This window comes from Brachybacterium sp. GU-2 (genome assembly GCF_030866705.2).
In the GTDB taxonomy this organism is placed as follows: domain Bacteria; phylum Actinomycetota; class Actinomycetes; order Actinomycetales; family Dermabacteraceae; genus Brachybacterium; species Brachybacterium conglomeratum.
Window position 1 is genome coordinate 3,095,919 of record NZ_CP133037.2, and the last position, 26,390, is coordinate 3,122,308.

A 26,390-nucleotide genomic window follows, 5' to 3' on the forward strand; every position below is an offset into this window, starting at 1 on the left:
GCGCTGACGCCGGCCGCGCTCCCGGTAGCGTGGGCTCCCATGTGGAGTTTCCTGCGCGGGAAGAAGCGATCGGAGAGCACGGGCCAGGAGGCGCCGTCGCGCGACGACGCCCTGTCGGCCCTCGCCCGGGAGCGTCGCGGCGAGCGGTCCGGGGATCAGCAGGAGGCCCCCGCGAGCCCCGATCCGGCACCCGCCGCGCCGCAGCGCGAGGAGCCCCCGGCCGAGCCGGCGCGGGCCGGCGGCTACGAGGTCGTGCTCGACCACCGCTTCGACGAGGTCGGGGCCGGGATCGCGCCCGAGCAGGACGAGGACGGCGTGCCCGTGGTCCGCCGCGAGCACCGCCCGCTCAGCCGCGAGGACCGCGTCGCCGACGCCCTGGACCGCTGGGCCCAGCAGATCACCGGCGGCGTCACCGCCCCCTCCTTCCTCACCCAGATCCGTGCCGGCGGCACGGTCCTGGACCTCACCCACTCCCACCCCTCCGGGCTCGCGCAGCTGCTCGCAGGCCGCGGCCCCACGCGCCTGTCCTCCCTGGTGCGCGAGGTCGGGGCGCTCGCCGACGCCCGCGCCCACGCCCGCACCATCCGCGAGGTCGCCGAGCGGCACGCGGAGGAGGTGGGCCTGACCACCTGCCATCTCGGGATCGGCGAGGCGATCTGGTACCCCGAGGACGGCTCCGAGCCGATCCACGCCCCCGTGCTCGTGCGCCCCGTGACCCTTCGCCTGCGCGGCAACGCCCGCGAGGACGTCGACCTCGAGGTCGACGCGACCGCGGACCTCAACCCCGTCCTGCTGCGCGCCCTGCGCGAGGCCGGCGTCGCCGTCGACGCCCGCGCGCTGCTGGCCACGACCGACGGTGCGCACGGCTTCGACCCCAACCCCGTCCTGGACGCCTTCCGCTCCCTCGGCCAGCCGCTGACCGGCTTCCGCGTCCTGCACGCCCTCGTCGTCGGGAACATGATGGACGCGGCCGGCTCCGTCGCCGAGGACCTCGCCGAGGCGCGCGAGGACTGGGCCGCCTCGCCGCTGGTCGCCGCGCTCGCCGGCGACGAGACCGCCCGCACCCAGGTGCGCGGCGCGGAGCAGGGACTGGCCCCGGAGGTTCCTGAGGACGAGCTGGTCGCCGCCGTCGACCCCGGCCACCGCGCCGTGCTCGAACGGGTCTTGGCCGGCGGGGACCTCGCCGTGCCCACCCCGCCCGGCACCACCAGCCTCGACCTCGTGGTCGACCTCGCCGAGGAGCTCAACGCCCGCGGCAGGAGCGTCCTGATCGTCTCCCAGCGCCGCCGCAACCTCTCCCAGCTCGTCGAGATCGCTCGTCGCCGCGGCCTCGAGGAGCTCGTCTTCGACCTCTCCCCGGACCCGTCCCTGCAGCGCAACGCCTCCGCCTCGCTGCTGCGCAGCCTGCGCCGCGCCGGCTCCCACGGACTCGGCCCGGACGACGCCGCGCCCGAGGAGCTCGGCGCCAGCCGCGACATCCTCGTCGGCCACGTCGAGGCGATGCACCGGATCCAGGAGCCGTGGGACGCCTCCGCACACGACGCGATCTCTGCGCTCGCCGCGCTGACCCGCCTCCACCCCGCCCCCCGCACCTCCGTGCGCCTGCCCGGCTCCGTGGCCGCGCAGATGGTGGGGGAGGACCGCGACCGCTACGCCGAGGCGCTGCGCGAGGCCGCCGAGGTGGGCGTGCTCTCCACCGGGCCCGAGCAGACTGCCTGGTACGGCGCGCCGATCAGCTCCGACACCCAGGCATCGCGGGCCGAGGAGCTCGTGGACCAGCTGCGCGGCGAGATCCTGCCGCAGCTGCGTCGTGCCGGTGCCCGCGCCGGCCGGGAGCTGGGCCTGCGCGAACCCGCGACCCTCGTCCAGCTCGGCGAGCGCCTCGCGCTGCTGGACCGGGTGCAGGCGCTGCTGGGCACCTTCCAGTCCGCCGTGTTCGCCGCCCCGCTGCCCGACCTCGTCGCCGCCACCGCCGACAAGCGCTGGCGCGAGGAGCGCGGCGTGGAGATGGGCTTCGGCGCCCGTCGGCGGCTGAAGAAGGAGGCCGCCGCACTGCAGCGCCCCGCCTCCCTGTCCCCGGACCTGCACCGCGACCTCGGCGAAGCCCGTGACGTGGTCGAGGAGTGGCGCCGCCACGCCGCCGAGACGGAGGGGAGCCCCTCGCGGCCGTCCCTGCCCGAGGACCTCGAGCAGATCCACCGCATCGCCGCCCGCTCGCAGAAGGTGCTCGACGAGCTCGCCGTGCTGCTGGACGGCACCGGAGCCGGCGCCGACCTCGCCCGCACCGACCTCGACGAGCTCGAGCGCCGTGTCGAGGCCCTCGCCGCGGACCGCCACGACCTCGAGACCCTCCCGCGGCGCACCGAGCTGCTGCGCCGACTCGGCTTCGACGGCCTCGGCGAGCTCGTCGAGGACCTCCGTGCCCGCCGCGTCCCGATCGACCAGGTCGGCGCCGAGCTGGAGCTGGCCTGGTGGCGCAGCGTCCTCGAGCTGATCGCCGGCGCCGAGCCGACCATCTCCCAGTACGACGGCACCTCCCTCTCCCAGGTCGCCGAGCGGTTCCGCCGCCTGGACTCCGCCTATCTCGCCGGCGCCGCCGCCCGCGTGCACGCCGCGGCTGACGAGACGAGGGTGGCGACGATGAAGCTCTACCCGGACACCTCCCGCGCCGCGATCGCCGAGCTCGCCCGCTCCTCGACCGTGTCCATCCGCGACCTCGCCGCGAAGTACGAGGACATCCTCTTCGCGGCCCGCCCCGCCTGGCTCGCCTCCCCGTACCTGGTCCCGCAGGTCATCCCGCGGGGACGCCACTTCGACGTGCTGATCGTCGCCGACGGCGGGCGCCTGCCCACCGCCGCGGCGCTGCCCTCGATCGTCCGGGCGTCGCAGACCGTCGTCGTCGGCGATGTGCTCGAGTACGGCGGGGACTCGGTCCCGAGCCTCCTCGACGACATGCTGCGCATCGCCCCGCACCAGGAGATCCTGCGCGATCCCCATCCCGCGACCGAGGGGCTGCGCGGCTTCGCCCAGCGCCGCGCCCTGGTCGGCGAGGTCGTGGCCGTGCCGAGCCCCGTCGCCCCCGAGCAGGACCGCCTGGTCACCGTCGAGAACGGCCGCGGCCCCGTCACCGAGGGGACCGAGTACGTCGAGTCCACCGAGGCGGAGCTGCGCCGCGTCACCGACCTCGTGATCGAGCACGCCCGCACCCGCCCCGAGCGGTCCCTGGCCGTGCTCACCTTCACCGAGGAGCACGCCCGGCGCCTGATGGAGCGGATCATGAACACCGTCTCCGTCATCCCGGCCCTGCGCGACTACTTCGACCCCGGCGCCCGCGAGGTGTTCACCGTGCTGCCCGCCGCGCAGGCCACCTCCGTGCTGCGCGACGACATCATCGTCTCGATCGGCTTCGGGAAGACCCCGCACGGCCGGCTGCTGCACCGCTTCGGACCGCTGTCCGAGGAGAGCGGCCGCAAGGCCCTCGCCACCGTCATCACCCGCGCCCGCGGCCGCACCACCGTGGTCTCCTCCCTCGCCGTGCAGGACCTCGACCACGCCCGGCTGCGCTCCGACGGCGCCCGCGACCTGCGCGCCCTGCTCTGGGTGCTGCAGGGCGGGCACGACGTCCCCGTCGTCCCCCACGTCGCCGCGCTCACCGGCAGCGACGAGGAGATCACCCCGCCCGCCCCCGAGGCGCCGCGCGCCGCACCCGCCGCCCCCGCCCCGGACGGGAGCGAGGGGGCCGTGCAGGAGGGCCCCGGCGGCGCCGCGGCGGAGCCGGCAGCTCCCGCGGAGCCGGCGCTCGCGCAGGAGCTCTCCGACGAGGACCTCGATGCCGCGATCGAGGCGGCGCTGGCCCGCAAGTCCGCCGCCTCCCCGCAGAGCGCGGACCCCGAGGCCGACGGCGCCGGGACCGGTCAGGAGGCGGAGCAGCCGGCAGCGGAGTCCGACGACGCCTCCCAGGCCGCGACCGGTGGCGCCGCCGGCTCCGACGCGCCCGCGGGCGCCGAGGCGCCCTCCGACGCCGATGAGCCCGCCGCCGCGCGGCCCGAGCCGGAGGCCGAGCGGGCCCCGCGCGAGCTCGAGACCGACGCCCTCGTCCAGGACCTCGCCGATCGCCTGCGTCGGCTCGGCCTGCTGGTCGAGCGGGACTTCGGCCTGTCCGCGGACCGGATCGAGCTCGCGCTCGGCCACCCGGACATGCCCGGCCGACTGCTGCTGGCCGTGGACACCGACGGCGCCCACTACGTCGACACCCCCAGCCAGCGCGAGCGCGACCGGCTGCGGGCTGAGCGCCTCGAGGCCGCCGGCTGGGCGACCGAGCGCGTGTGGTCCTGGGCCCTGTTCATCGACCCCGACGGGGAGGCCGAGCGGATCCGTCGCGCCCTGGACCGGGCGCTGCGCCTGGTCCAGGAGGAGGAGAGCTCCGACTCGCCCTCCGGCGTCGGCACGATCCGCCATCGCCTGCCCCGCCCGCAGATCCCCGCCGGTCACCCGCTGAGCTTCTACTCCAGCGACGACTTCGACGCGGTGGTGGAGTACATCTGCTCCGACGGCCGCGCCCGGCTCGAGGAGCACCTGGCCACCGAGGTGCGCAGCTTCCTCGGCTTCGAGCAGCGCTCCGTGCTGCTGGACGTCTCCGTCTCCAGCGCGATCCGCCGCTACCAGGAGCGGCAGTGAGCACCGGCTCCGCGGCCGGCGCGGGAGCATCGGCCCGCGGGAGAGCGGCGAGACCCGCCCGCCGGGTCGTCGTCTCCTCCGTGACAGGCAAGCCGATCGACTGGGAGGCGCAGGACGCGGCCGCGCCCGCCGCCTCCCGTGGCGAGGAGCCGAAGGTGCTCCCGGACCGCCTCGCCGAGGACGCCCCCGAGCCCGGGGCCGACGAGTCCAACGACGCCCGCCTCAGCGGCGACGTGCCCCCGCACTGGGGTCGCTGAGGCGGTGCACGAACGGGCGCTGGGTGCCCGACCCGGTCAGGGATGGACGATCAGGCGAAGTCCCTCGTCCTCCGAAGGCTCTTCGATCAGACCGGCCAGGTGGGTGTTCCCCGCCAGATCCACCTCATGTGCATACGCCGTGCCCGCCTCGGTCCGGGCTCGGGCCCGTCGGGTGGACTCCTCGAGCGGGGTCGTCAGACGGTGCAGCAGCACTTCGGCGCCGGCCCGTCGAGCCCGCGTGATCCCGTCGGCCCGGCGATCCCGCGACCAGGCGTTCCAGTCCAGGATCGCGTCGCTCCCCGTGCGCAGCACCTGCTCGGCGATGTCACCCAGCAGTGCCCTCACGACGGCCGCTCGCTCGCCGTACGCCGTGTCCTCCACGGTGAGCTCCGGATTCAGACGCAGCATCCACTCGTCCAGCGTCAGGCGCACTGCGGGCGACTCCGCCTCCAGGCGGCGGGCGAGGGTGGACTTCCCCGAACCGACCAGACCGCACAGGAGATGAAGACGCGGTCGAGCGGCAGTGGGGCCGGATGCGTCACTCACGCCGTCGACGATATCGGTGCTGGCGCTGCGCCTCCGTAGGCTCGGGCCATGACGGACACCGCCCCCGCCGCCGCGCCCGCCCACACCGCTCTCCCGCGCCACCGCAATCCGCTCGGGAACCTCCTGCGCGGCGCGCTGATCGGGGTGGTCGAGACCGTGCCCGGCGTCAGCGGCGGCACCGTCGCGCTGGTCACCGGGATCTACGACGAGCTGATCGAGGCGGGGCACCGGATCACCGCCGCCGCCCGTCGCCTCGTGACCGGGCCGGAGCGCCTCGCCGGAGCGCGTGAGCAGCTGCGCGGCGTGAACTGGCTGCTCGTGCTTCCGCTGCTGGTCGGCATGGCGGCCGCCGTCCTCACCATCGCCGGGCCTATCGCAGGTCTCGTCGAGGACCATCCCGAGACGATGCGCGCCCTGTTCCTCGGCCTCGTCGCCGGCTCCGTGCTGGTGCCAGTGCGGCTCTCCGGCGGGGCGTGGCGCGGAGCGGAGCTCGGCCTGTTCGCCCTCGGCGCGGTCGGCGGGCTGCTGCTGACCTCCCTGCCCTCGACCTCCCTCGAGCCGAGCCCGTGGGTGGTCGCCCCGGCCGCCGCGATCGCCGTGTGCGCGCTCGTGCTGCCCGGCGTCTCGGGATCCTTCCTGCTGCTGAGCGTCGGCCTCTACCAGCCCACCCTGCAGGCCGTGGACCAGCGGGACCTCGGCTACATCGCCTGGTTCGGGCTGTGGGCCCTCGTGGGGCTCGTGGTCATCGTGAAGCTCATGCGGATCCTGCTGACCCGTCACCACCGCGGCACCATGGTGGTGCTCGCAGGCGTCATGATCGGCGCCCTGCGCAGCCTCTGGCCGTGGCAGGACGCCTCGGGCGCCCTGCAGCGCCCGGGCGCGGACTGGCCGATGATGCTGCTCCTCGCCCTCGTCGGCGTGGCGGCCGTGCAGCTGCTCGTCCTCGTCGAGTCCCGCCTCGCCGCACGCGCGGCGTAGGCCCGAGAGCGCCCGCCGGGACGGCCCCCGCGCCCCGACGCCTGCGCCGTACCCTGGCGGCATGACTGACACGCGCACCGACAGCATCGACCTCTCCGCCATCCGCGTCGCCCTGATCGGGGCCGGGAACATGGGCGGGCCCGTCGGCAGCACCATGCTCGACGCCGGGGTGCGTCCCGAGAACCTGCGGATCGCGAACTCGAGCTCGGCCAGCAGCGAGCGCGCCGCGGAGGAGCTCGGCGCGACCGCCGCCGCCTCCCGGGCCGACTCGATCGAGGGCGCCGACGTCGTCGTCCTCGGCGTGAAGCCCTACCAGATCCTCGACCTCGTCGCCGAGCTGCGGGACGACCTCCCCGGCGGCGCCGTGGTGCTCTCCCTCGCCGCCGGCACCACCCTCGCGCAGATCCAGGACGCGCTCCCGTCGGGCGCCGCCGTCGCCCGTGCCATGCCGAACACCCCCATCTCGGTGGGGGAGGGGGCCGTGGGCCTCATGCGCGGCGACGCCGTCTCCGACGAGCAGCATGCGCTGCTGCACGACCTGTTCTCGAGCGCCGGCGTGGCCGTGGACATCACCGAGGAGCAGGTCCACGCCTTCATCGGCACCGCTGGCTCGATGCCCGCCTTCGTCTTCACGCTCATCGAGGCGATGACCGACGAGGCCGTGCGGCTCGGGCTGAAGCGCGACCTCGCCGCCTCCCTCGTGCAGCAGACAGTGCGCGGCGCCGCGACCCTGCTCACCGAGAGCGGCACCCACCCGGCCGTCGCGAAGAACGCGGTCTCCAGCCCCGGCGGCACCACCGTGCAGGGCCTCGCCGCCCTCGAGCGGGAGGGCGTGCGCGCCGGCGTCGCCGCCGCGATGGCCGCCGCGGCCGACTCCTCCCGCGCGATGAGCAAAGGCTGATCGACGTGCTGCGAGCTTGCGAGCGGTAGGAGATCAGCAGGGAGGGCGCTGGCTGATCGACGTGCTGCGAGCTTGCGAGCGGTAGGGGCACCGGTCACCCTGCCCCGCCGGCCGCGACACCGTCAGATGGTCAGCTGCTGGCGCGTGGCGTACCACTACGCCGATATAGGCATAGAGGCACGCCACGCGCCGGCACCTGACCACACCCCGCCACGCCAGGCCCGAAGCGGACCTGCCACGGCCGGTCCGGCCCCGGAAGCACTGGCCCAGGCCCGGGAGAGCCGGTGCTCGCCCTGGTCGGCGCGCATGGTGCCCGTGGGGATCAGGCGCGCTGGGAGAACTTCTCGATCTGGCCCGTGCGGCCGGAGACGATCAGCAGGTCGTGCGCGGCGACCACCGTCTCCGGCACCGCATAGGTGAAGTCCTTGCCCGGTGACTTCACGCCCACCACGGTCACGCCGAAGCGCTTGCGGATGTCGGAGTCGGCGAGGGTCATGCCCTGCACCTCGCGCGGCGGGCGCATCTTCACGATCGCGAAGTCGTCGTCGAACTCGATGAAGTCCATGAGGTGGCCGTTGACCAGGTGCGCCACGCGCTTGCCGGCATCGGCCTCGGGGTAGACGACGTGGTGGGCGCCGATGCGCTGCAGGATCCGGCCGTGGGCGGGGGAGATCGCCTTCGCCCAGATCACGGGCTTGCCGAGGTCCACGAGGTTCGTCGCGATCAGCACGCTGGACTCGATCGAGGTGCCCACGCCCACCACCGCGGTGCGGAAGCCGCCGGCACCGACCTGCTCGAGCACCTCGGGCTGGGTCGCATCGGCCCTCACCACGTGGGTGAGCTGGCCGGAGTACTTCTGGACGAGGTCCGGATCGGTGTCGATCGCGAGCACCTGCGTGCCGAGCTTCTCGAGGGTCAGGGCGATCGCGGCGCCGAAGCGGCCCAGGCCGATCACGAGGGCGCCCTCGTCGCGGGCGGTGCGGGGCATGTCGGCTCCTTCAGGTCGGGCGCGGTCGGGGATCGAGTCGGGCCGGCTCAGTCTAGGCCGATCCGCGTCGGGGCTCAGCCCACGATCGGCCGCTCCTCGGGGTACTGGATCATCCGCACCCGGGAACGGACGGCGAGGGCGGCACCCAGGGCCATCGGCCCGAGTCGTCCCACGTACATGCACGCCGCGAGGACGGCCTTCGCCTCGGTGGGCAGCGACGGGGTGATCCCCGTGGACAGCCCCACGGTGCCGAAGGCGGACAGCGACTCGAAGAGCACCTGGTCCAGCGAGTACGGGGTCATCCGCAGCAGCACGAAGGACGCCGCGAACACGATCGCGGCGCTCATGACGAGCACGCCGATGGCCTGGCGGATCGTGTCGTGGGGGATGCGCCGGCCGAACACCTCGACGTCGGGGTTGCCCCGGATCTCCGCCCAGATCGACAGCATCAGCAGCGCGAAGGTCGTCACACGGATGCCGCCCGCAGTGGAGCCGGAGCCGCCGCCGATGAACATCAGCAGGTCCGTCAGCAGGCGCGACTCGGTGGTCAGCTGGCCCACGTCCAGCGTCGCGAAGCCACCTGATCGCGGCATGATCGCGGCGAACCCGGCGGCGAGCACCTTCGTGCCCACGTCCTCGTTCCCCAGGGTGGCGGGGTTGGACCACTCCATCGTGAGATAGCCGCCGAACCCGACCACCAGCAGCAGCGCCGTCGTGGTGAGGGTCAGCTTCGCGTGGACGCTCCACTTCCGCGGGGTGCGCAGCTTCCGCACCACCACCAGGATCACGGGGAAGCCGAGGGAGCCGACCAGCACGGCGAGACCGATCGGGATGGTGAAGAACGGGTCGCCGAGGTACTGCGCGGTGCCCGCGGCCTCGGGCACGAAGCCCGCGTTGTTGAAGGCGCTGATCGCATAGAACAGACCCAGGAACAGCGACTCCCCGACCCCGTGCTCGGTGACGAACATGTACGGGGTCAGGGCCACGAAGGTCGCGATCTCGAAGGCGGTGGAGGTGATGAGGATGACCCGCAGCACCCCGCCCACCTCGGCGAGCCGCTCGGCGCGGGTCTCCTGCGCGGTGATCACCCGCTGGGCGAGACCGAGCCGGTGCATCACCGAGATGCTCAGCAGGGAGGCGACGGTCATCAGCCCCAGGCCGCCGAGCTTCACCGCGACCATGATCACGGTCAGCCCGAAGGTCGACCAGTGGGTGCCGGTGTCGACGGTGACGAGGCCGGTCACGCAGATCGCGGAGACGGCGGTGAACAGTGCGTCGATGAGGTCGGTGCCCTGACCGTCGCGCGTCGCGATCGGCAGCGAGAGGAGCGCCGTGAACACGCCGATCAGCAGGGTGAACACGCCCAGCGCAATACGGGCCGGGGTCGCCTTGGACAGCGACCTGGCGTGATCGCGCAGGCCCTGCCGGCGGGCGCGCGGGGCAGGGCCGGACAGCCGCCGGCGGGTGGGCCGGGTACCCCGTTCGGTCATCGCATCCCTCGTCCTCGTGGCGACCGGCGGTCGCGTCCGCGGCAGTCTAGACCCGTCCCGCGCGAACACCCGTCCCTCGCGATCATCGGTACGCTCACCCCATGCCCGCCGACGTGCCCGCCCCTGCCCAGGTCCCCGCCCCCGACGGCATCGGGATCGTCTGGGACGACGCCCTGTGCGAGTACGACTTCGGGCCCTACCATCCGATGGCCCCGATCCGGCTCACGCTCACCCGGATCCTCGCGGGCGCGGCCGGGGTGCTGGACCGCGAGTGCGTGCGGACCCTGCCCGCCCCCGTCGCGAGCGACGAGGAGCTCCAGGCCGTCCACGACCCCGCCCTGGTCCAGGCGGTCAGGCGGTCTTCGCCCGGCTTCGAGGGGCTGACCGCCGAGGACCTCGACGAGCTGATCTCCTTCGGCATCGGCGGCGACGACGTCCCGCCCTTCTCCGGCATGCACACCGCCTCCGCCCGCATCGCCGGCGGCTCCCTCGCCGCGGTCGACGCGATCCTCGCCGGCCACGTGCGCAGCGCGGTCAACGTCGCCGGCGGCATGCATCACGCCAAGCCCACCAGCGTCTCCGGCTTCTGCGTCTACAACGATGCCGCCCTCGCTGTGCGCCGGGCCCTGGACGCGGGCGAGGAGCGGGTGATGTACGTCGACGTCGACGTCCACCACGGCGACGGCGTCGAGCGCGCCCTGTGGGGCGAGCCGCGCGCCGTGACCCTCTCGATCCACGAGACGGGGAGAGGCTCTTCCCCGGCACCGGCTTCGTCCAGGACACCGGCGGACCCTCCGCGCAGGGCAGCGCGATCAACGTCCCGCTCCCGCCCCGCACCACGGCCGACGGCTGGGTGCGGGCGATCCGTGCGACCGTCCCCGCCCTGGTCCGGGCGGTGCAGCCCACGCTGCTGGTCACCCAGCACGGCGCCGACACCCACCGCAGCGACCCGCTGGCGGATTTCTCCGTCACCCTCGAGGCGCAGCGCGAGGTGATGATGCTGATGAAGGAGCTGTCCGACGAGGTGTGCGGCGGGCGCTGGCTCGCCCTCGGCGGCGGCGGATACGCGGTGATCGACGTGGTCCCACGCTCCTGGACCCACCTGCTCGCGGTCGCGACGGGCGAGCCGATCGACCCGGCCGCGCCTCTGCCGCAGGAGTTCCTCGCGGCGGCCGAGCGCGCCCGCACCGAGCACGGCCTCTCCCCGGAGCCGTCGGTGCGGAGCTTCGGCGACGACCGCCCCCTGGCCGTGCGCGCCTGGGAGCACGGCTTCGACCCCGAGGACCCGCTCGACCGGGCGGTCCAGGGAGCTCGCCGTGGAGCCTTCCCCGAGTGGGGACTGGACCCCTTCCTGGACTGAGCGGTCCCGGGACGGGCCGGCCGATCCGTCGGCCCCGCCTCGCCGGTGCGGCCCGCGTTCGAGGGACGACGCTCCCGACGACCTGCCACAATGACGCCCAGGTGCCCCGTGCCCGGGGCCCGCACCCGACCATCCCGGGGGAGCCATGACCGATCGGACCACCCAGGTGCTCGACACCTTCGCGGAGCACCTGCGCACGCTCACGCTGCCGCTGCCCGTCGAGGGCGCAGGCGCCGCCCGCACCGAGGCCCGTGCCGCCCTCTCCCAGCTCGCCGACCACGTCACCCCCCGCCTGGCCTCCCTCGACGCGCCGCTGCTGGTCGTGATCGGCGGCTCCACCGGCGCTGGCAAGTCCACGCTCGTCAACGCGCTGGTCGGCGCGCCGGTCAGCCGCTCCGGCGCGATCCGCCCCACCACGCGCCGGCCCGTGCTCCTCCACCACCCGGCCGACGAGCCCTGGTTCACCGGCACCCGCATCCTCCCCGGCCTCGCCCGCGTCCACGGCGGCGCGAGCCCTGGCGCCGCCGATGCCGAGGCCCCCGGGGCGCAGGACACCACCGGCGACGTGGACCCCGCGACCTCCCTGGCCCTCCACGCCGAGGAGCGGATCCCCCAGGGCCTCGCGCTGCTGGACGCCCCGGACATCGACTCGGTCGCGAAGGGCAATCGCGAGCTCGCCCGGCAGCTGCTGCGCGCCGCGGACCTGTGGCTCTTCGTCACCACCGCCAACCGCTACGCCGACGCCGTGCCCTGGGAGGTGCTGCGCACCGCCGCCGAGCGCGACGTGACCGTCGACGTGGTCATGAACCGCATCCCGGACCGCGGCGGCGTGGCCAAGGAGCTCGCCGCCGACCTCACCTCCATGCTCGAGCGGCAGGGTGTCGAGGTGGACCGCCTCTTCCTGGTCCCCGAGACCACGATCGACGACGACGGCATGCTCCCGCCCGAGGTGATCGCCGAGCTCGCCGCGCACTTCACCGCGCTCGCGGCCGACGGGGAGGGACGGCGCCGCATCGCCCGGCGCACCCTCGCCGGCGCCGTCGACGGCCTCGCCGCCTCCGCCCACGACATCGCCGAGCACGCCGCGCTCCAGGACGACGAGCGCCGGCGGCTGCGCGAGGAGGCCGTGGCCGCGTTCTCCGGCTCCCGGGAGCGGATCGACGCCGCCCTCGGCGACGGCTCCCTGCTGCGCGGCGAGGTGCTCGCCCGCTGGCAGGACGTGGTGGGGACCGGCGAGTTCTTCCGCGGCGTGGAGTCCTTCGTGACCCGCGCCCGGGACCGCCTCGGCCAGATGCTCTCGGGCCGTCCCGCCCCCGCGGTCGAGGCCGAGCAGGCGCTCGGCAGCGGACTCGTCCACGTCGTCGTCGACGAGACGGCGCGCGGCGCCGAGCGGGCCGACGCCGCCTGGCGCGCGAGCGCCGCCGGACGCTCCCTCGCCGAGGGCCAGGACCTCACCCGGATCGACGAGGACTACCCCGAGCAGGTCCGCGCCGCGGTGCGCGCCTGGCAGGGCGACGTGCTCGAGCTGGTCCGCGCCGAGGGCGCCGACCGCCGCACGAAGGCGCGGGTGCTCTCCCTCGGCGTGAACGTCGTCGGCGTCGCGCTGATGGTCGTCGTCTTCGCCTCCACCGCCTTCATCCCCACCGGCCTCGAGGTCGGCGCCGGGGCCGCGACCGCCGTCGTCGGCCAGCGGCTGCTCGAGGCGATCTTCGGCGACGAGGCGGTCAGGCGCATGGCGAAGGCCGCCCGGGAGTCCCTCACCGGCCGGCTCGACGCCCTGGTCGCCGAGCGCTCCGCCCCCTTCCTCGACCGGCTCGACGCGCTCGGCGACGACGACGCCGCGGAGGAGCTCGAGGCCGACGCCGAGGCGCTCGCCGCCCTCGCCCGCGACATCCGGGAGGAGACCCGATGAGCCTCCGCCGCCCCCGCACCACCCCGCTGCACGAACGGCTCGACGCCCTGGACCGGGCGCTCGCCGCACTCGACGGGATCGCCCCCGGCGAGGCCCTGAACGGGACGAGCGAGCTGCTGGAGAGGATCGACCGCCGCCGCGCCCTCTCCGCCGAGCACACCGTGATCGGACTGTTCGGCGCGACCGGCTCCGGGAAGTCCTCCCTGCTGAACGCCCTGATCGGCAAGGACGTGGCCCGCGCGGCGGTGCGCCGCCCCACCACCTCCGCGCCGCTCGCCGCCGTGCTCGGCGACGCGGGCAGCGAGGCGCTGCTGGACTGGCTCGAGGTCGAGGAGCGCCACGCCCTCGACGAGGGCACGGCGCTGGCCCGGGCGGCCGACAAGCCTGCCCGCGGCCGTCGTGCCCGCCGCACCGACGCCGGCACTCCCGGCGTCGTGCTGCTGGACCTGCCGGACCTCGACTCGGTCGAATCCGCCCACCGCGACATCGCCGAGCGCATGACCGGGATGGTCGACGTGATCGTGTGGGTCACCGACCCGCAGAAGTACGCCGACGCGCTGCTGCACCACGAGTTCGTGCGTCCCTTCGCCGGCCACGACGCCGTCACCGTGCTGGTCCTGAACCAGGTGGACCGGCTCCGCGAGGCCGAGCGCGAGGGCGTGCTCGCCTCCCTCGCCGAGATCGCCCGCGCCGACGGGCTCGAGAGCGCGCCCGTCCTCGCCGCCTCCGCCGAGACCGGGGAGGGGGTCGAGGAGCTGCGCGAGCACCTGCTCGGCATCGCCCGCAGCCGCGAGGCCGTGGTCGAGCGGCACCGGGCCGACGTGCGCGGAGCCGCCGCACGGCTGCGCGAGGCCGCGGATCCCACCGGCATGGCCGAGCGCTCGAGCCCCGCCGCGATCGATACCCTCGCCCGGGACCTCTCCCTGGCCGCCCGGGTCGAGCCCGTCGCCCGCGCCGTCGGCGGCTCCTACCGCCATCGGGCGGCGCGCCGCGTCGGCTGGCCGCCGCTGCGCTGGATCCGCTCGATGCGCGCGGATCCCCTGGCCCGGCTCGGCATCGGCCGAGGTCGCGACGGGGAGGGCCTCGAGCGCACCTCCCTGCCCGCCCCGGACGCCGCGGCCTCCGCGCGCGCCTCCGGGGGCGTGCGCCGATTCGCCGACGACGCCTCCGCCGGCGGCAGCGATCCCTGGCGCGCCGCCGTCCGCGCCGCGGCCCGCTCCGAGGAGACGGCGCTCCCGGACGCCCTGGACCAGGCGGTCGCGGAGGCGGACCTCCGCGCGGGGGAGACCTCCTGGTGGTGGCGGGTGCTGGACGTGCTGCAGTGGCTCGCGCTGCTGATCGGCGTGGTGGGCCTCGGCTGGCTGGGCCTGAACGCCGCGCTCGCCTTCCTCGGGGTGCCCCCGCCGCCGATGCCGATGGTCGAGGAGCTGTGGATCCCGATCCCCCTGCCCACGGTGATGCTGGTCCTCGCGATCGCGGCGGGGATCCTGCTGGGCGTCGCCGGCAGTGCGATCGCCGCGATGAGCGGCGCATGGCACCGTCGTCGGGCGCGGCGACTGCTCACCGCCCGGGTGCGAGGGACCGCGCAGGATCTCGTCGTCGAGCCGGTCGACGAGACGCTGCACCGGGCACGGCAGGCTGCGAGCGATCTCGCACTCGCGCTCGGTGAGTGAGGCGGCGGGACGGTGTAGAGTGGATCGTCGACCGTGGCGTCGGCCGGGCGTCGGCCCGGGAGACTGCTCAGCCTGCCCCGCACGCTGACCGGCCGCGCATCTGAGATCCGCAGCATCACACCGCAGGCTCGTCCTGCAGAACAGAGGCTACCTATGGGTTCTGTCGTCAAGAAGCGACGCAAGCGCATGTCCAAGAAGAAGCACCGCAAGCTGCTTCGCAAGACCCGTCACCAGCGCCGCAACAAGAAGTGAGCGACGCCTGACATGCGAGAGCCCCCGCCGCATGGCGGGGGCTCTCGCATGTCAGGCGCTGCCGGTCGGGCGGGCATGCGGTCCGGTGCGCGCCTCGGGAACGGCGCCCGTGGGCCGCGACCGCGCGGGCCGTAGGCTGCGGCCGCGCGGGCCGTGGGCTGCGGCCGGCGGGCGCCGGCGCCCTGCCGCGATCCTCAGGCGCGGCCGGTGAGGCGGCGCCACCAGGGCCGACGGCGCAGCGCGGTGCGCAGCTGCTCGGCATCGACCCGGTAGCGGGCGTGGACCTTCCCGTCCACGATGATCACCGGCACGTCGTGGTCCCAGTGCTCGCGCAGACGCTCGTCGGCGTCGATGTCCCGCACCTCGACGGCGGTGCCGGCGCGATCGGCCTCGGCCCGCACCACCGGCAGCGCCTCATCGCACAGATGGCAGCCCTCCCGCGTGAGGTAGAGGACGCGGGCGTCGGGATCGCTGGGGGAGGGGACGTGCGGCGAGGTCATGGGCGGCACCATATCGGGCGGAGGGGCGAACGGATGACGGAGGTCGTGGGCCGGGGGCGAGGCGCCGGCGATGATCGCGCGCGTGCTCGGGGCACCGGCGGGGGGTCGCGCGCAGGCGCGGGGCGCGGCCGCGACGACCCCGGACGCGATGATTCCGGACATGACGACCCCGGGCGCGACGACGGGCCGCCCGCATGCAGCGGACGGCCCGTCGGACCGGGCGGCGCGGGGGCGCCCCGGAGAGCAGGAGATCAGGCCGCGGTCGGCGCGGTGAACTCGGCCTCGATGGAGATCTTCACGGAGTCGGCGACCAGCACGCCACCGGCCTCGAGGGCGGCGTTCCAGGTCAGGCCGAACTCCTTGCGGGAGATGGTGGTCTCGCCGGTGAAGCCTGCGCGGTAGACGCCGAAGGGATCGGTCGCGGCGCCCTCGTAGGCGAAGTCGAGCTCGACCGGCTTGGTGATGCCGTTGATGGTCAGCTCGCCGTGGAGGGTGTCGCCCTTGAGCTCGGTGGTGCGGAAGGTGATCGTCGGGTTGTTCTCGACGTCGAAGAAGTCGGCGCTCTTGAGGTGCGCGTCGCGGTCGGGGTTGGAGGTGGAGATCGACTCGGTCTTCAGGGTCGCGGTGAAGGCCAGGTCCTCGCCGCCCTCGGCGACGACGAGCTCGCCCTCGACATCGGTGAACTGGCCGCGGACCTTCGAGATGCCGGCGTGGCGCACGGTGAACGCCACGGAGGTGTGGGCGGGATCGAGGGTCCAGGTGCCGGGGGTGAGGTCGCTCATGAGATGACTCCTTCTGGTGGTGGTCCGGTGGTGACGGGCGCCGGTCGGGCTGTTCCGCACCGTATTGCTTGAAAGCTAAACTAAAATGAGGGATGATGGCAAGAGGAAGAGTCCCGGAAAGAGGAAACGTGATGCATGACACGACGTCAAGCGAGGAGCAGGCTGTCGCGGCGGCTTCGGTGAGCCCCGCGGTCGATGGTGCGCAGGACGAGGCGGACCGCGCCTCGACGCCCGAGGAGCTGTGGCTGACGGCGAAGGAGCAGGAGGCGTGGCGCACCTTCCTCTACGCCACCACCCTGCTCACCGACCGGTTCGGCGACGCGCTGCAGTCCGACCCCGAGATCGACCTGGCGCTGGGGGAGTACGAGATCCTGGTGCGCCTGAACGAGGCCGAGGGCGGGTTCCTGCGCATGTCCGAGCTGGCCGACAAGGTCGTCCACTCCCGCTCCCGCCTCACCCACACCATCACCCGCATGGAGAAGCGGGGCCTCGTCGAGCGCGTGCGCTGCTCCTCCGACGGTCGCGGCCGTCAGGCCCAGCTGACCGCCGAGGGCCAGGCCCTCCTCGAGCGCGCCGCGCCCACGCACGTGCGCTCCGTCCGCGATCTCCTGCTGGACGTCATCGGCCACGACGACCTGCTCGAGCTCGGTCGGATCCTCGGCAGGACCATCGCGGAGGACGCCCCGATCGCCGTCGGATGTCCGGCACCTCACGAGGACGCCCCGGCTCGGAGCTGATCCGGAGGTGGGGTTGGTACCGTGAGGCGGCTCGCGAGAGCCTGCGACAGTGAGAGGGAGCCCCCAGCGATGACCACCACCACGGTGCACCTCGTCCGCCACGGCGAGGTGCACAACCCGGAGCGCATCCTGTACGGGCGCCTGCCCGGATACCGGCTCAGCGCCCGTGGTGAGCAGATGGCGCAGCGCGTCGGCGAGCACCTCGCCGGCGCCGACGTCGCCCTCGTGCGCTCCTCGCCGCTGCTGCGCGCCCAGCAGACCGCCGCCCCGATCGCCGCCGCGCACGACCTCGAGATCTCGACGGACCAGCGCCTCATCGAATCGGGCAACCGCTTCGAGGGTCAGCGCATGGGCCACGGCGACGCGAAGCTCACCGACCCGCGCAACTGGCGCTGGTTCGTCAACCCGTTCCGCCCCTCCTGGGGCGAGCCCTACCGGGAGCAGGTTGCGCGCGTGGCCTCCGCCGTGCACGAGGCCCGCGCCGAGGCCGAGGGACGCGAGGCCGTGCTGGTCCTGCACCAGCTGCCGATCTGGGTCACCCGGCGCAGCGCCGAGGGCAAGCCCCTGTTCCACGACCCGCGCCGGCGCGAGTGCGGCCTCTGCTCGGTGACGAGCCTGCGCTTCGTCGGCCCGCACCTGTCGGACGTCGGCTACGCCGAGCCCGCCGCCGCCCTCTATGACGGCGCCGTCGACGCGACCGGAGGCAAGCTCACATGAGGACCCCGCGCCCCGTCCCGAGCCGGCGCGGCCTCCTCCGCGTGGCCGCCGCGGCGCCGCTGGGCGTGCTGCTGGCCGCCTGCGGCACCGACACCTCCGATCGCTATGCCTCCGGGGAGGCCGGGTACGTCTCCGGAGACGGCGTCTCCGTCGAGATCCCCGCCGCCGAGCGCGGCGAGGCGATCGCCTTCACCGGCACCACCTTCGACGAGGAGCCGGTCGACCTCGCGGACACCCGCGGCGAGGTGCTCGTGCTGAACGTCTGGTACGCCTCCTGCCCGCCCTGCCGCAAGGAGGCCCCGGACCTCCAGGCCATCCACGAGGAGTACGCCGAGAAGGGCGTCTCCTTCCTCGGCATCAACGTGCGCGACGCCGCCGGCCCCGCGCAGGCCTTCGAGGAGAAGTACGGGATCACCTACCCCTCGGTGCCCGACACCGGCGCGGAGATCATGTACGCCCTGCGCGGCCAGGTCGCCCCGAACGCCGTCCCCTCCACTCTCGTGCTCGACCGCGAGGGGCGCGTCGCCGCCCGCATCTCCGGCGCCGCCGACCCCTCCGTGCTCCGCGCGATGATCGACGCGGTGGTCGCCGAATGATGCTCGCCGAGATCGGGGCCGCCTTCCAGGCGACCGCCCTGTCCGGATCGCTGCTGCTCGCGATCGCCGTCGCCGCCGCAGCGGGCCTGGTCGCCTTCCTCTCGCCGTGCGTGCTGCCGGTGGTCCCCGGCTATCTCGGGTACGTCTCGGGCCTCGCCGGACAGGGCCCCGGCCCCGCCCCCGCCGCGAAGGGCGCCGGCCGCCGCGCCGCCCGCCCGCAGCGGCCCGGCACCGGGCGGATGCTCGCCGGCTCCCTGCTTTTCGTGGCCGGCTTCGCGGTGGTGTTCATGGCGCTCGGCGGCTTCGCCGGCGCCGTCGGCTACCTCCTCCAGGAGCACGCCGTGTGGATCAACCGCGTCGCCGGCGCGATCGTGATCCTCATGGGCCTGGTGTTCATGGGCCTGATCCCGGGGCTGTCGGCCACGAAGCCGATCTCCTCGAAGAAGCCCGACGCGGGCCTGCTCGGCGCACCGCTGATGGGGCTGGTGTTCGGCCTGAGCTGGACCCCCTGCATCGGCCCCACCTACGCCGCCATCGTGGCGCTGTCCCTGGACGGCGGCGGCGACGGCGCGGCCGTGCGCGGCGGCGTCCTGGCGCTGGCCTACTCCCTGGGCCTCGGCATCCCCTTCGTGCTCTTCGCGCTGCTGTTCGAGCGCGCGCTCGGGCTGAGCAGGAAGCTGTCGGCCCACCGCCGCAGCATCGGCCTGCTCTCCGGCGCGCTGCTGATCGCGATCGGCGTGCTCCTGATGACCGGGGTGTGGGCGAGCTGGATGAGCGAGCTGCAAGGCCTGATCGCGACCTTCGAACCGGTGGTGTGATGAGCGAGAAGAAACCCCGTCCGGACCGCGGCGTCCGGACCGACGACGCAGAGCGTCCCGGCACGGGCCCCACCGAGGCAGGCGCCGAGGCGAGCGGATCCGGCACGGGCCCGTCGGAGTCCGGCAGCTGGTCCAGCAAGCCCGAGGTCGACGGGAAGCGCGCCGCCGCGCCCTCCCTGGGCCTGCGCGGCACGCTGCTGTTCCTGTGGCGGCAGCTGACCTCCATGCAGACGGCGCTCGTGCTGCTCATGCTGCTGGCCGTCGCCGCGATCCCCGGCTCGCTCTACCCGCAGCGCAGCGTGAACCCGGCCCTGACCGAGCAGTTCCTCGAGGAGAACGGCCGCTGGGGCGAGATCCTGGACGCGCTGGGCTTCTTCGAGGTCTTCTCCTCGCCGTGGTTCTCCGCGATCTACCTGCTGCTGTTCATCTCCCTGATCGGCTGCATCGTCCCCCGCGTCGGCGTGCACCTGAGGCAGCTGCGCGCGAAGCCGCCCCGCACCCCCTCCCGCCTGACCCGCTTCACCGGGTACACCCGCCTCGAGCTGCCCGGCGCGCAGGCCGACTCCCTGATCGAGACGGCCCATCGCAGCCTGCGCCGCTCCCGCTACCGCACCGAGGTGCGCGAGGAGAAGGCCGGCCGCTCCGTCAGCGCCGAGCGGGGGCTGCTGCGCGAGACCGGCAACCTCCTGTTCCACATCGCGCTGGTCGGCGTGCTGGTGTGCATCGCCGGCGGCACCCTGACCAGCTACCGCGGACAGGTCACGGTGGTCGAGGGCGGCGGCTTCGCGAACTCGCTGACCCAGTACGACTCCTTCGAGTCCGGGGCCTGGTTCGACGAAAACGACCTGCCCGACTTCCGCTTCACCCTCGAGGATTTCCGGGCCACCTATGTCCAGCCCGGCGAGGCGGGGAAGGTCGGCGAGCCGCGCTCCTTCGAGGCCGACGTGCAGGTGACCACCCCCGGTCAGGAGCAGGAGTCCCGCACGGTCCAGGTCAACAAGCCCCTGCACGTCCCGGGCGCGTCGATGTACCTGCTCGGCAACGGCTACGCCCCCGAGATCACGGTGACCGACCCCGAGGGCACCGTCGTCGCCGAGGGGCCGCTGATCACCGTCCCGATGGGGGACACGAACTACACCTCCCAGGTGGTGCTCAAGGCGCCCGACGCCCAGCCCGAGCAGACCGCCGTGGTCGGCTTCTTCCTGCCCACCGGCACCATCGACGAGCAGGGCCCGCGCTCCCTCTACCCCGACGCGCTGGACCCGCAGCTCGCCCTCACCGTCTACCAGGGCGACCTGGGCCTGGACTCCGGCGTGCCGCAGAACGCGTACGAGGTGGACCTCACCACCCTCACCCAGGTCCCGGGTGAGGACGGCGACCCGGTGCTGATCCGGCTGTACCCCGGCCAGGAGTACAGCCTCGCCGACGGCACCACCGTCAGCTTCGACGGGCTGAAGCGCTACGCCGCCTTCGACATCGCCCACAACCCCTTCGAGCGCTGGATCCTGATCAGCGCGCTGGTCGCCGTCGGCGGCCTGATCCTCTCCCTGTTCGTGCCGCGCCGGCGCCTGTGGGTGCGGGTGCGGGAGCAGGGCGGCACGACCGTGCTCGAGGTCGCCGGGCTCGCCCGCAGCGACGATCCCGCGCTCGCGGACGACGTGAAGGCCCTGGCGTCCCGGCTCTCGGAGGCGCACGATGGACAACGGCTCCCGGACGCCGCACCGTCCGGGCACCCCGAGGCGGACGCCTCGGGCGGACCTCGAGAAGGAAGTGCCCAGTGATCAACCAGCAGCTGGCAGAGCTCTCGAACCTCGCCATCGTGGTGACGATCGTGCTCTACGTGCTCGCCCTGATCGGCTTCGGCGCCGATCTCGCCTCGTCCTCCCAGCGCCGCAGCGACGCCCGCCTCGCCGCCCAGGAGCGAAAGGAGGCGCAGGAGAGGGAGATGAGCCCCGCGAGCGTCGGCGCCTCGGGCGCCGAGGCGGCGGGGGCGACCGCCGTGGGCGGCACCGCGGTGGCCGCTCGCCCCGGCGCAGCGAGCGCGGGCTCCGCAGGCTCCGGCGCCGGCGGCTCGGATTCCCTCGCCCCGGGCACCGCCGGTACGGGCACCGCGGGGGAGGCTCCCGCCGCGTCCGGCGGCATGTCCGCGCAGCGCTTCGCCTTCCTGCTGGCCTCGGCCGCGACCGTGCTGCACCTGATCGGCGTGATCTCCCGTGCGCTCGCCACCCAGCGCGTCCCGTGGGCGAACATGTACGAGTTCGCGACCACCTCCACCGCGATCGTGATGGTCGCCTTCCTCGCCTTCAGCGTGCGCCGCACGGAGCTGCGGGCGCTGGGCACCTTCGTCGTCGGCCCCGTGCTGCTCGTGCTGCTGCTCGCGCAGACGTTCTGGATCGTGCCCGCTGCCGAGCTCACCCCGAGCCTCCAGAACTCCCACTGGATCTACATCCACATCGGCGTCGCGATCATGGCGACGGCGCTGTCGATCCTCGGCGCGGTCGTCGCCTCGATGCAGCTGCTCCAGGCGAAGCACGAGCGCGTCCTCGCCGAGCGCGCCGCGACCGAGGAGTTCCCCGAGCACTGGGGCCGCTTCGGGCACGTGCTGGACCGGCTGCCCTCCTCGTCCTCCCTCGAGGCGCTGAGCTTCCGCATCCACTCGGTCGCGTTCGTGTGCTGGACCTTCACCCTGATCTTCGGGGCAATCTGGGCCCGCGAGGCATGGGGCCGCTTCTGGGGCTGGGACCCCAAGGAGGTGTGGACCTTCATCATCTGGGTGATCTACGCGGCCTACCTCCACGCCCGCGCCACCGGCGGCTTCCGCGGCTCCCGTGCAGCGGGCCTGGCCCTGGCCGGCTTCGTCGCCGTGGTCTTCAACTACACGATCGTGAACACGGTGATCAACGGCCTGCACTCCTACTCCGGCCTCGGCTGAGACTGCGGCCAGGGCTGGCGGTCCGGCCGCGGCCGGTACGCCGCGTCCGGTTGATCAATCGGCCTCGGCTGGCACGCCTCGTCCGGTTGATCAATTGGCCTGGGCTGGTGCTCCGGTCCCGGCTCTGCCCGCACCGAGCAGTTCTTCGACGATCCGTTCCAATACTTGGAACGGATCATCGAAGTGTTTCCGGCCCCAGCGGTGCGGAGAGGTCAGCGCCGCAGCCCGCGCAGAGTTGTTCGACGCGAGGTACCACTTTCCTGGTACCTGGCGACGATCAACTCTGCGCAGTGGTCGTGCGGATGGGGTCGGTGCCTGCGCGTGTGCTGTTGGTCGACGTGAGGTACCACTTTCCTGGTACCTGGCGTCGATCAACGGCGGTGGGAGGGCTCGGCCGAGCTGCGCTGAGGGGGCGCGGCCGAGCTCCGCGGGGAGGGCGCGGCAGACTTCCGGTGACCGGTCCGGTCAGCAGCGGTGCATGGGGCGTTCCGCGGCACGGATCGCCGAGGCGGCTCTTCCCGAAGCGGCCAGGTCAGGCGCTGCGGCCGGTGTCGGTCCCGCCGTCGCCGGGGCCGTCGTCGAGCTCGCCGGAGTCGCCGGGGCCTTCGCCGCGCTCGCGACGCTCACGACGCTCGCGGCGGATGTCCTCGTCGAGCTTGCGCAGGAACTCGGGATCCTCGTCGGGGGCGAGGGGGCCGTCGCGCCGCGGACCGGGACTGCCGGAGGAGCCTCGGCCCCACCAGGAGCGCTCCTTGCCCACGAACAGCCAGGTGAGCGGTCCCACCCAGGGGATCAGCACGATCAGTACGATCCATGCCCATTTCGGCACACCTCTGACCTTGTCGTCCTGGGTCTGCACACAGTCGGCGAGTGCGAAGACGGTCAGGGCGATCGAGAGGACTGCCAGGATGCCGCGGGCCATGGGGACAGTCTAGGGCGCGGACCTGGGATGGGGCCGGGGACTCGGAACTGGGCTGGCAGCGGCCTGGGACTCGGGACCGGATCGGGAACTCGGGACCGGATCGGGAACTCGGGACCGGATAGGGAGCTCGGGACCGGATCCGGACCGGGCGGGGACGCGGAACGAGACCGGACGACGGCAGGGCGGCCGTCGCGTCCGCGTCACTGTTCGCGGCCCGCGCCGAGATCGCGGCCCGCAGTCCCGCGCTGTGTTCGCGGCCCGAGTCCCGCGGCGTGATCCTGGCCCCGAGCCGCCTCCGCGGACAGCGGGTTCCCGGGCGGGGGACCTAGTCTGGAGCGATGCGACAGTTCCTGCTCTACGCCGTCATCCGCCTGGGCCTGTGGATAGCCCTGTGGTGGGTGCTCACCGTGAGCGGGGTGGGCGTGATGCTCGCCGGCGTGCTCGCGGCGTTGATCGCGATGCTGATCTCGATCCTGTTCCTGGACCGTCTGCGGGACGCCGCGGCGATGCGCTGGAAGCTCGCGCACGAGCGCAGGGTCGAGAAGCGCGGCGAGACCGTGGACGAGGACGCCGAGTACGAGGACGGGCTCTTCGCCGACGAGGTCCGGATCGACGGAGAGACGCGGGTGGAGGACACCAACGCAGGCGCCGCGGACCTGCCCGACCTCCCCGAGGACGGCACGAGCGACGGGGACACCAGGGCCTGAGCTGCCCCAGGGCGCTCAGCGCGCTGACACGCTGCCCTGTGCCCTGTGCCCTGTGCCCTGTGCCCTCCGCTGGGGGCCCGTCGCTCCCCGGATGCTGCGTCGTGCGGAACGACGAGGTCAGAGCACGAGGCCGACGAGCAGCAGCAGCGAGAACACCAGCTCGAGCCGTCCGGTCGCGCCGAGCACGGGGATCAGGTCCCGGCCCCCCGTCCCGCCGAGCACCTTCCGCACCGGACCGAGGGCGAGCGGCAGGGCGAGCAGCACGAGCGCCGCGGGCCGGTGCGCGATGATCACCGGCACCATGAGCACGAAGGGCGCCAGCAGCGTCGTCGTGTAGAGCAGGCGCGTGCCGCGCTCGCCGAGCCGGACCGCGAGGGTCCTCTTGCCGGAGGCGGCGTCGGTGGGGATGTCGCGCAGGTTGTTGGTGAGCATCAGCGCGACGGCGAGCAGCCCGATCGCGACCGAGGCGAGCAGCGCAGCCCAGGAGGGGCGGCCCGTGATCGCGAGCGCCGTGCCGTTGACGGCGACGAGACCGAAGAACACGAACACGAAGACCTCGCCGAGGCCCAGGTAGCCGTAGGGCTTCCTGCCGCCGGTGTAGAACCAGGCCGCGGCGATCGCGGCGGCGCCGACGACCAGCGCCCACCACATCTGCGCCACGGCCACCAGCGCGACGCCGAACAGGCCGCCGAGGGCGAGGGAGATGATCGCGGCGCGCTTCACGGTCGCGGGGCGGGCGGCGCCGGAGCCGGTGAGGCGGAAGGGGCCGACGCGGTCGTCGTCCGTGCCGCGGATCCCGTCGGAGTAGTCGTTGGCGAAGTTCACGCCGATCTGCAGCGAGAAGGAGACGGCGAGGGCCAGCAGCGCCCGGGGGATCACCAGCGCCCAGTCGACCGATCCGGTGAGTTCGCCGAGCTGCCACACGGCGACGCCGGTTCCGGCGGCGACGGGGGCGAGGGCGGCGGGGAGGGTCTTCGGTCGGGCGCCCTCCACCCACTGCGGCAGGCTGGCCATCGTGCTCCTCACGCGTGCTGGGGCCGGCGGTCGACGGCCCCGACGAGCTTACGCCGCGGCGCGGCGCCGGACCGTCCCGTCGACTGTGAGTCGTGACCCGAGTGACGAGCACCGGGCCACCCGGATGCCGGGCCGCCGCGATGCAGGATCGGCCCGATGCCGGGCAGCTCCGATGCCCCGCCGCCGCTCTGCTCGACGTCCGTGGCGCACGGGCTCCGCGGCCTCCCCGACGGCGCGGCCGACGGGCAGGGCGGGGCAGCGGGCCCTCAGCCGCCGGCGAGGCGGCGGGCGGCGGCGCGGTCCACCTTGCCGATGCCCAGCAGCGGCAGCTCCTCGACGACGTGGACGCGCTTGGGGATCATGTGCGCGGGCACCTCGGTGGTGCGCAGCGCGGAGCGGACGAGCGCCGAGGCCTCCGCGGGGTCCGTGCCCTCCTCGAGGGTGACCAGCGCCTCGACCCGCTGGCCCCATTCCGGGTCGGGCACCCCGACCACGACGGAGGTGCGGACCAGGCCGCGCAGCATGAGGGAGCGGTCGATCGCGCGCTCGACGTCCTGGGGGAGGACCTTGCGTCCGCCGGTGTTGATCACGTCGTCGGCCCGGCCCAGCACGGTCAGCGCGCCGTCGTCCCCGATCTCGGCGAGATCGGAGGTGAGGAAGGCGCGGTCCGCGCCGTCGTCGGCGACGGGCGCGCCGGCGGCCGGCGCGTCGGTGCCCTCCCCGGCGGTCGGCGCCGAGGCGGCGGCGAACACTCCGCCGTCGGTGACGCCGTCGGCGGTGAGATAGCCGAGGGCGAGGGTGGGGGAGGAGATCCGCAACCGGCCCGCGCCGGACTCGTCGGGGTCGAGCACCGACAGGGACACCCCGGGCAGCGGCCGACTGTCGTAGACGCAGCCGCCCGCGGTCTCGGAGGAGCCGTAGGTGGTGCGCACCGGGATCCGCTGCCCGCAGGCGCGGGTGAGGACGTCGGTGCTGGTCGCCGCTCCGCCGACGAGCACGGCGGCGAAGCGCTTCAGCAGGCCGCGGGCGCGGGCGTCGTCCCCGGTCGCGCCGGTGACGATGCGGGTGAGCTGGGTGGGGACGAGGGAGGTGAACGCGGGCAGCCCGGACCGCTCCGCCTGCTCGAGGACGGGTCCGGCGAGCTCCACGAAGGCGGCGGCGTCGAAATGGCCGCGCAGGTCCGGCAGCGGATCCGGCAGGGCGGGCCCCGGAAGGCCCAGCACCTGGCCGGTGCGGTGGGCGCGGGCGAGGACCTGCACCCCGGCGATGTGCGTCGGCGGCAGCAGCGGCAGCCAGAACCCGTGCCCGCGGGAGTCCGGGGCGGTGCCGTCGGCGGCGAAGAGCTGCGCGGTCGCGTCCTGCGAGGCCCTCAGCGCGGCGAGGCTGAGCGCGACGGCCTTCGCGGTCCCGGTCGATCCGGAGGTCGGGACCACCAGCGCTGTGTCCTCGAGCCCGGCGGGCAGCCTGTCGGGGGCCGGGAAGTGCCCGAGCCACAGGCGCGCCCGGCCCGCCATCACCTCGCCGATCGCCTCGGAGTGCGCGGCGATAGAGGCGGCGGAGGCGTCGTAGGCGGGCGGGACCAGCCAGGGCAGGGACGCGGCGGCGGGGCCGTCGGGCACGGGCGCGGCCAT

Annotated in this window: 22 protein-coding genes and 1 pseudogene; 15 read left to right on the forward strand and 8 right to left on the reverse strand. The window is 74.1% G+C overall.

Annotated elements, in window-relative coordinates:
- The first annotated feature begins 39 nt into the window (after window positions 1-39).
- Window positions 40-4,677: a DUF4011 domain-containing protein gene (locus tag RBL05_RS14205; RefSeq protein ID WP_318603809.1), complete on the forward strand. Its 4,638-nt coding sequence runs from the start codon at window positions 40-42 to the stop codon at window positions 4,675-4,677.
- Complete coding sequence (locus RBL05_RS14210; RefSeq protein WP_308738915.1) at window positions 4,674-4,934, forward strand: hypothetical protein; 261 nt, start codon at window positions 4,674-4,676, stop codon at window positions 4,932-4,934. Before RBL05_RS14205 ends, RBL05_RS14210 begins: the two co-directional genes overlap by 4 nt.
- A gap of 36 nt (window positions 4,935-4,970) precedes the next feature.
- On the opposite strand, the gene RBL05_RS14215 is transcribed toward RBL05_RS14210, so the two are convergent.
- Window positions 4,971-5,480: an AAA family ATPase gene (locus RBL05_RS14215; RefSeq protein WP_308738914.1), complete on the reverse strand. Its 510-nt coding sequence runs from the start codon at window positions 5,478-5,480 to the stop codon at window positions 4,971-4,973.
- Between the two features lie 48 nt (window positions 5,481-5,528).
- Here RBL05_RS14215 and RBL05_RS14220 point away from each other — a divergent pair, with 48 nt between their 5' ends.
- Both RBL05_RS14220 and proC read left to right on the forward strand, forming a co-directional pair.
- Window positions 5,529-6,458, forward strand: a complete 930-nt coding sequence (locus tag RBL05_RS14220; RefSeq protein WP_308738913.1) for a DUF368 domain-containing protein — start codon at window positions 5,529-5,531, stop codon at window positions 6,456-6,458.
- Between the two features lie 61 nt (window positions 6,459-6,519).
- The gene (proC, locus tag RBL05_RS14225; RefSeq protein ID WP_308738912.1) at window positions 6,520-7,359 is read left to right on the forward strand and encodes a pyrroline-5-carboxylate reductase; all 840 of its coding nucleotides are present in this window, start codon (window positions 6,520-6,522) and stop codon (window positions 7,357-7,359) included.
- Window positions 7,360-7,681: 322 nt separating this feature from the next.
- Here the strand turns inward: proC and RBL05_RS14230 are convergent, their stop codons facing one another.
- Together RBL05_RS14230 and RBL05_RS14235 are read right to left on the reverse strand one after the other, a co-directional pair.
- Window positions 7,682-8,347: a potassium channel family protein gene (locus tag RBL05_RS14230; RefSeq protein WP_263310511.1), complete on the reverse strand. Its 666-nt coding sequence runs from the start codon at window positions 8,345-8,347 to the stop codon at window positions 7,682-7,684.
- Window positions 8,348-8,421: 74 nt separating this feature from the next.
- Window positions 8,422-9,837 carry a TrkH family potassium uptake protein gene (locus RBL05_RS14235; RefSeq protein ID WP_263310512.1) on the reverse strand — a complete coding sequence of 472 codons (1,416 nt, stop codon included), beginning with the start codon at window positions 9,835-9,837 and terminating at the stop codon, window positions 8,422-8,424.
- A 101-nt stretch (window positions 9,838-9,938) separates the two neighbouring features.
- On the opposite strand from RBL05_RS14235, the pseudogene RBL05_RS14240 reads away from it, so the two are divergent.
- The 4 genes and pseudogenes from RBL05_RS14240 (at window position 9,939) to RBL05_RS14255 (ending at window position 15,034) form a co-directional block, all read left to right on the forward strand.
- Window positions 9,939-11,197 (forward strand): annotated as a pseudogene (locus RBL05_RS14240) (acetoin utilization protein AcuC).
- 145 nt (window positions 11,198-11,342) lie between these two features.
- Complete coding sequence (locus RBL05_RS14245; protein WP_308738910.1) at window positions 11,343-13,109, forward strand: dynamin family protein; 1,767 nt, start codon at window positions 11,343-11,345, stop codon at window positions 13,107-13,109.
- Complete coding sequence (locus RBL05_RS14250) at window positions 13,106-14,782, forward strand: dynamin family protein (RefSeq protein ID WP_308738909.1); 1,677 nt, start codon at window positions 13,106-13,108, stop codon at window positions 14,780-14,782. The genes RBL05_RS14245 and RBL05_RS14250 overlap by 4 nt, the downstream gene beginning before the upstream one ends.
- Window positions 14,783-14,935: 153 nt before the next feature.
- Entirely contained in the window at window positions 14,936-15,034 is a 99-nt protein-coding gene (locus tag RBL05_RS14255; protein WP_019174583.1) for a 30S ribosomal protein bS22, read from the forward strand.
- Window positions 15,035-15,228: 194 nt separating this feature from the next.
- Here the strand turns inward: RBL05_RS14255 and RBL05_RS14260 are convergent, their stop codons facing one another.
- Window positions 15,229-15,534, reverse strand: a complete 306-nt coding sequence (locus RBL05_RS14260) for a glutaredoxin family protein (protein ID WP_308738908.1) — start codon at window positions 15,532-15,534, stop codon at window positions 15,229-15,231.
- A gap of 251 nt (window positions 15,535-15,785) precedes the next feature.
- Window positions 15,786-16,316 (reverse strand): YceI family protein, encoded by a 531-nt coding sequence (locus tag RBL05_RS14265; protein ID WP_308738907.1) that lies wholly within the window; start codon window positions 16,314-16,316, stop codon window positions 15,786-15,788.
- A gap of 131 nt (window positions 16,317-16,447) precedes the next feature.
- Here RBL05_RS14265 and RBL05_RS14270 point away from each other — a divergent pair, with 131 nt between their 5' ends.
- The 6 genes from RBL05_RS14270 to ccsB all read left to right on the forward strand — a co-directional run bounded on the left by RBL05_RS14270 (window position 16,448) and on the right by ccsB (window position 22,116).
- Window positions 16,448-17,053 (forward strand): MarR family winged helix-turn-helix transcriptional regulator, encoded by a 606-nt coding sequence (locus RBL05_RS14270; protein ID WP_308738906.1) that lies wholly within the window; start codon window positions 16,448-16,450, stop codon window positions 17,051-17,053.
- A 69-nt stretch (window positions 17,054-17,122) separates the two neighbouring features.
- Window positions 17,123-17,770, forward strand: coding sequence for a histidine phosphatase family protein (locus RBL05_RS14275; protein ID WP_308738905.1), 648 nt, complete (start codon window positions 17,123-17,125; stop codon window positions 17,768-17,770).
- A complete protein-coding gene (locus RBL05_RS14280; RefSeq protein WP_308738904.1) occupies window positions 17,767-18,366 on the forward strand; it encodes a TlpA family protein disulfide reductase in 600 nt (199 codons plus the stop codon). Before RBL05_RS14275 ends, RBL05_RS14280 begins: the two co-directional genes overlap by 4 nt.
- On the forward strand, window positions 18,363-19,184 hold the full coding sequence (locus tag RBL05_RS14285; RefSeq protein ID WP_308738903.1) for a cytochrome c biogenesis CcdA family protein: 822 nt from the start codon (window positions 18,363-18,365) through the stop codon (window positions 19,182-19,184). Before RBL05_RS14280 ends, RBL05_RS14285 begins: the two co-directional genes overlap by 4 nt.
- On the forward strand, window positions 19,184-20,965 hold the full coding sequence (locus RBL05_RS14290; RefSeq protein ID WP_308738902.1) for a cytochrome c biogenesis protein ResB: 1,782 nt from the start codon (window positions 19,184-19,186) through the stop codon (window positions 20,963-20,965). The genes RBL05_RS14285 and RBL05_RS14290 overlap by 1 nt, the downstream gene beginning before the upstream one ends.
- The gene (ccsB, locus tag RBL05_RS14295) at window positions 20,962-22,116 is read left to right on the forward strand and encodes a c-type cytochrome biogenesis protein CcsB (protein ID WP_318603827.1); all 1,155 of its coding nucleotides are present in this window, start codon (window positions 20,962-20,964) and stop codon (window positions 22,114-22,116) included. Before RBL05_RS14290 ends, ccsB begins: the two co-directional genes overlap by 4 nt.
- Window positions 22,117-22,648: 532 nt before the next feature.
- On the opposite strand, the gene RBL05_RS14300 is transcribed toward ccsB, so the two are convergent.
- On the reverse strand, window positions 22,649-23,038 hold the full coding sequence (locus RBL05_RS14300) for a PLD nuclease N-terminal domain-containing protein (RefSeq protein ID WP_308738900.1): 390 nt from the start codon (window positions 23,036-23,038) through the stop codon (window positions 22,649-22,651).
- Window positions 23,039-23,376: 338 nt separating this feature from the next.
- Here RBL05_RS14300 and RBL05_RS14305 point away from each other — a divergent pair, with 338 nt between their 5' ends.
- Window positions 23,377-23,745 (forward strand): DUF4229 domain-containing protein, encoded by a 369-nt coding sequence (locus tag RBL05_RS14305; protein WP_308738899.1) that lies wholly within the window; start codon window positions 23,377-23,379, stop codon window positions 23,743-23,745.
- A gap of 117 nt (window positions 23,746-23,862) precedes the next feature.
- Here the strand turns inward: RBL05_RS14305 and RBL05_RS14310 are convergent, their stop codons facing one another.
- A complete protein-coding gene (locus RBL05_RS14310; protein WP_318603830.1) occupies window positions 23,863-24,759 on the reverse strand; it encodes a 1,4-dihydroxy-2-naphthoate polyprenyltransferase in 897 nt (298 codons plus the stop codon).
- Window positions 24,760-25,025: 266 nt separating this feature from the next.
- Window positions 25,026-26,390, reverse strand: coding sequence for an AMP-binding protein (locus RBL05_RS14315; RefSeq protein ID WP_308738898.1), 1,365 nt, complete (start codon window positions 26,388-26,390; stop codon window positions 25,026-25,028).

Excerpts from the sequence above, each read along its gene's own strand:
- RBL05_RS14205 (WP_318603809.1), top strand. The coding sequence starts at position 40 with ATGTGGAGTTTCCTGCGCGGGAAGAAGCGATCGGAGAGCACGGGCCAG.
- RBL05_RS14220 (WP_308738913.1), top strand. The coding sequence starts at position 5,529 with ATGACGGACACCGCCCCCGCCGCCGCGCCCGCCCACACCGCTCTCCCG.
- proC (WP_308738912.1), top strand. The coding sequence starts at position 6,520 with ATGACTGACACGCGCACCGACAGCATCGACCTCTCCGCCATCCGCGTC.
- RBL05_RS14230 (WP_263310511.1), bottom strand. The coding sequence starts at position 8,347 with ATGCCCCGCACCGCCCGCGACGAGGGCGCCCTCGTGATCGGCCTGGGC.
- RBL05_RS14235 (WP_263310512.1), bottom strand. The coding sequence starts at position 9,837 with ATGACCGAACGGGGTACCCGGCCCACCCGCCGGCGGCTGTCCGGCCCT.
- RBL05_RS14245 (WP_308738910.1), top strand. The coding sequence starts at position 11,343 with ATGACCGATCGGACCACCCAGGTGCTCGACACCTTCGCGGAGCACCTG.
- RBL05_RS14250 (WP_308738909.1), top strand. The coding sequence starts at position 13,106 with ATGAGCCTCCGCCGCCCCCGCACCACCCCGCTGCACGAACGGCTCGAC.
- RBL05_RS14255 (WP_019174583.1), top strand. The coding sequence starts at position 14,936 with ATGGGTTCTGTCGTCAAGAAGCGACGCAAGCGCATGTCCAAGAAGAAG.
- RBL05_RS14260 (WP_308738908.1), bottom strand. The coding sequence starts at position 15,534 with ATGACCTCGCCGCACGTCCCCTCCCCCAGCGATCCCGACGCCCGCGTC.
- RBL05_RS14265 (WP_308738907.1), bottom strand. The coding sequence starts at position 16,316 with ATGAGCGACCTCACCCCCGGCACCTGGACCCTCGATCCCGCCCACACC.
- RBL05_RS14270 (WP_308738906.1), top strand. The coding sequence starts at position 16,448 with ATGCATGACACGACGTCAAGCGAGGAGCAGGCTGTCGCGGCGGCTTCG.
- RBL05_RS14275 (WP_308738905.1), top strand. The coding sequence starts at position 17,123 with ATGACCACCACCACGGTGCACCTCGTCCGCCACGGCGAGGTGCACAAC.
- RBL05_RS14280 (WP_308738904.1), top strand. The coding sequence starts at position 17,767 with ATGAGGACCCCGCGCCCCGTCCCGAGCCGGCGCGGCCTCCTCCGCGTG.
- RBL05_RS14285 (WP_308738903.1), top strand. The coding sequence starts at position 18,363 with ATGATGCTCGCCGAGATCGGGGCCGCCTTCCAGGCGACCGCCCTGTCC.
- RBL05_RS14290 (WP_308738902.1), top strand. The coding sequence starts at position 19,184 with ATGAGCGAGAAGAAACCCCGTCCGGACCGCGGCGTCCGGACCGACGAC.
- RBL05_RS14300 (WP_308738900.1), bottom strand. The coding sequence starts at position 23,038 with ATGGCCCGCGGCATCCTGGCAGTCCTCTCGATCGCCCTGACCGTCTTC.
- RBL05_RS14305 (WP_308738899.1), top strand. The coding sequence starts at position 23,377 with ATGCGACAGTTCCTGCTCTACGCCGTCATCCGCCTGGGCCTGTGGATA.
- RBL05_RS14310 (WP_318603830.1), bottom strand. The coding sequence starts at position 24,759 with ATGGCCAGCCTGCCGCAGTGGGTGGAGGGCGCCCGACCGAAGACCCTC.
- RBL05_RS14315 (WP_308738898.1), bottom strand. The coding sequence starts at position 26,390 with ATGGCCGCGCCCGTGCCCGACGGCCCCGCCGCCGCGTCCCTGCCCTGG.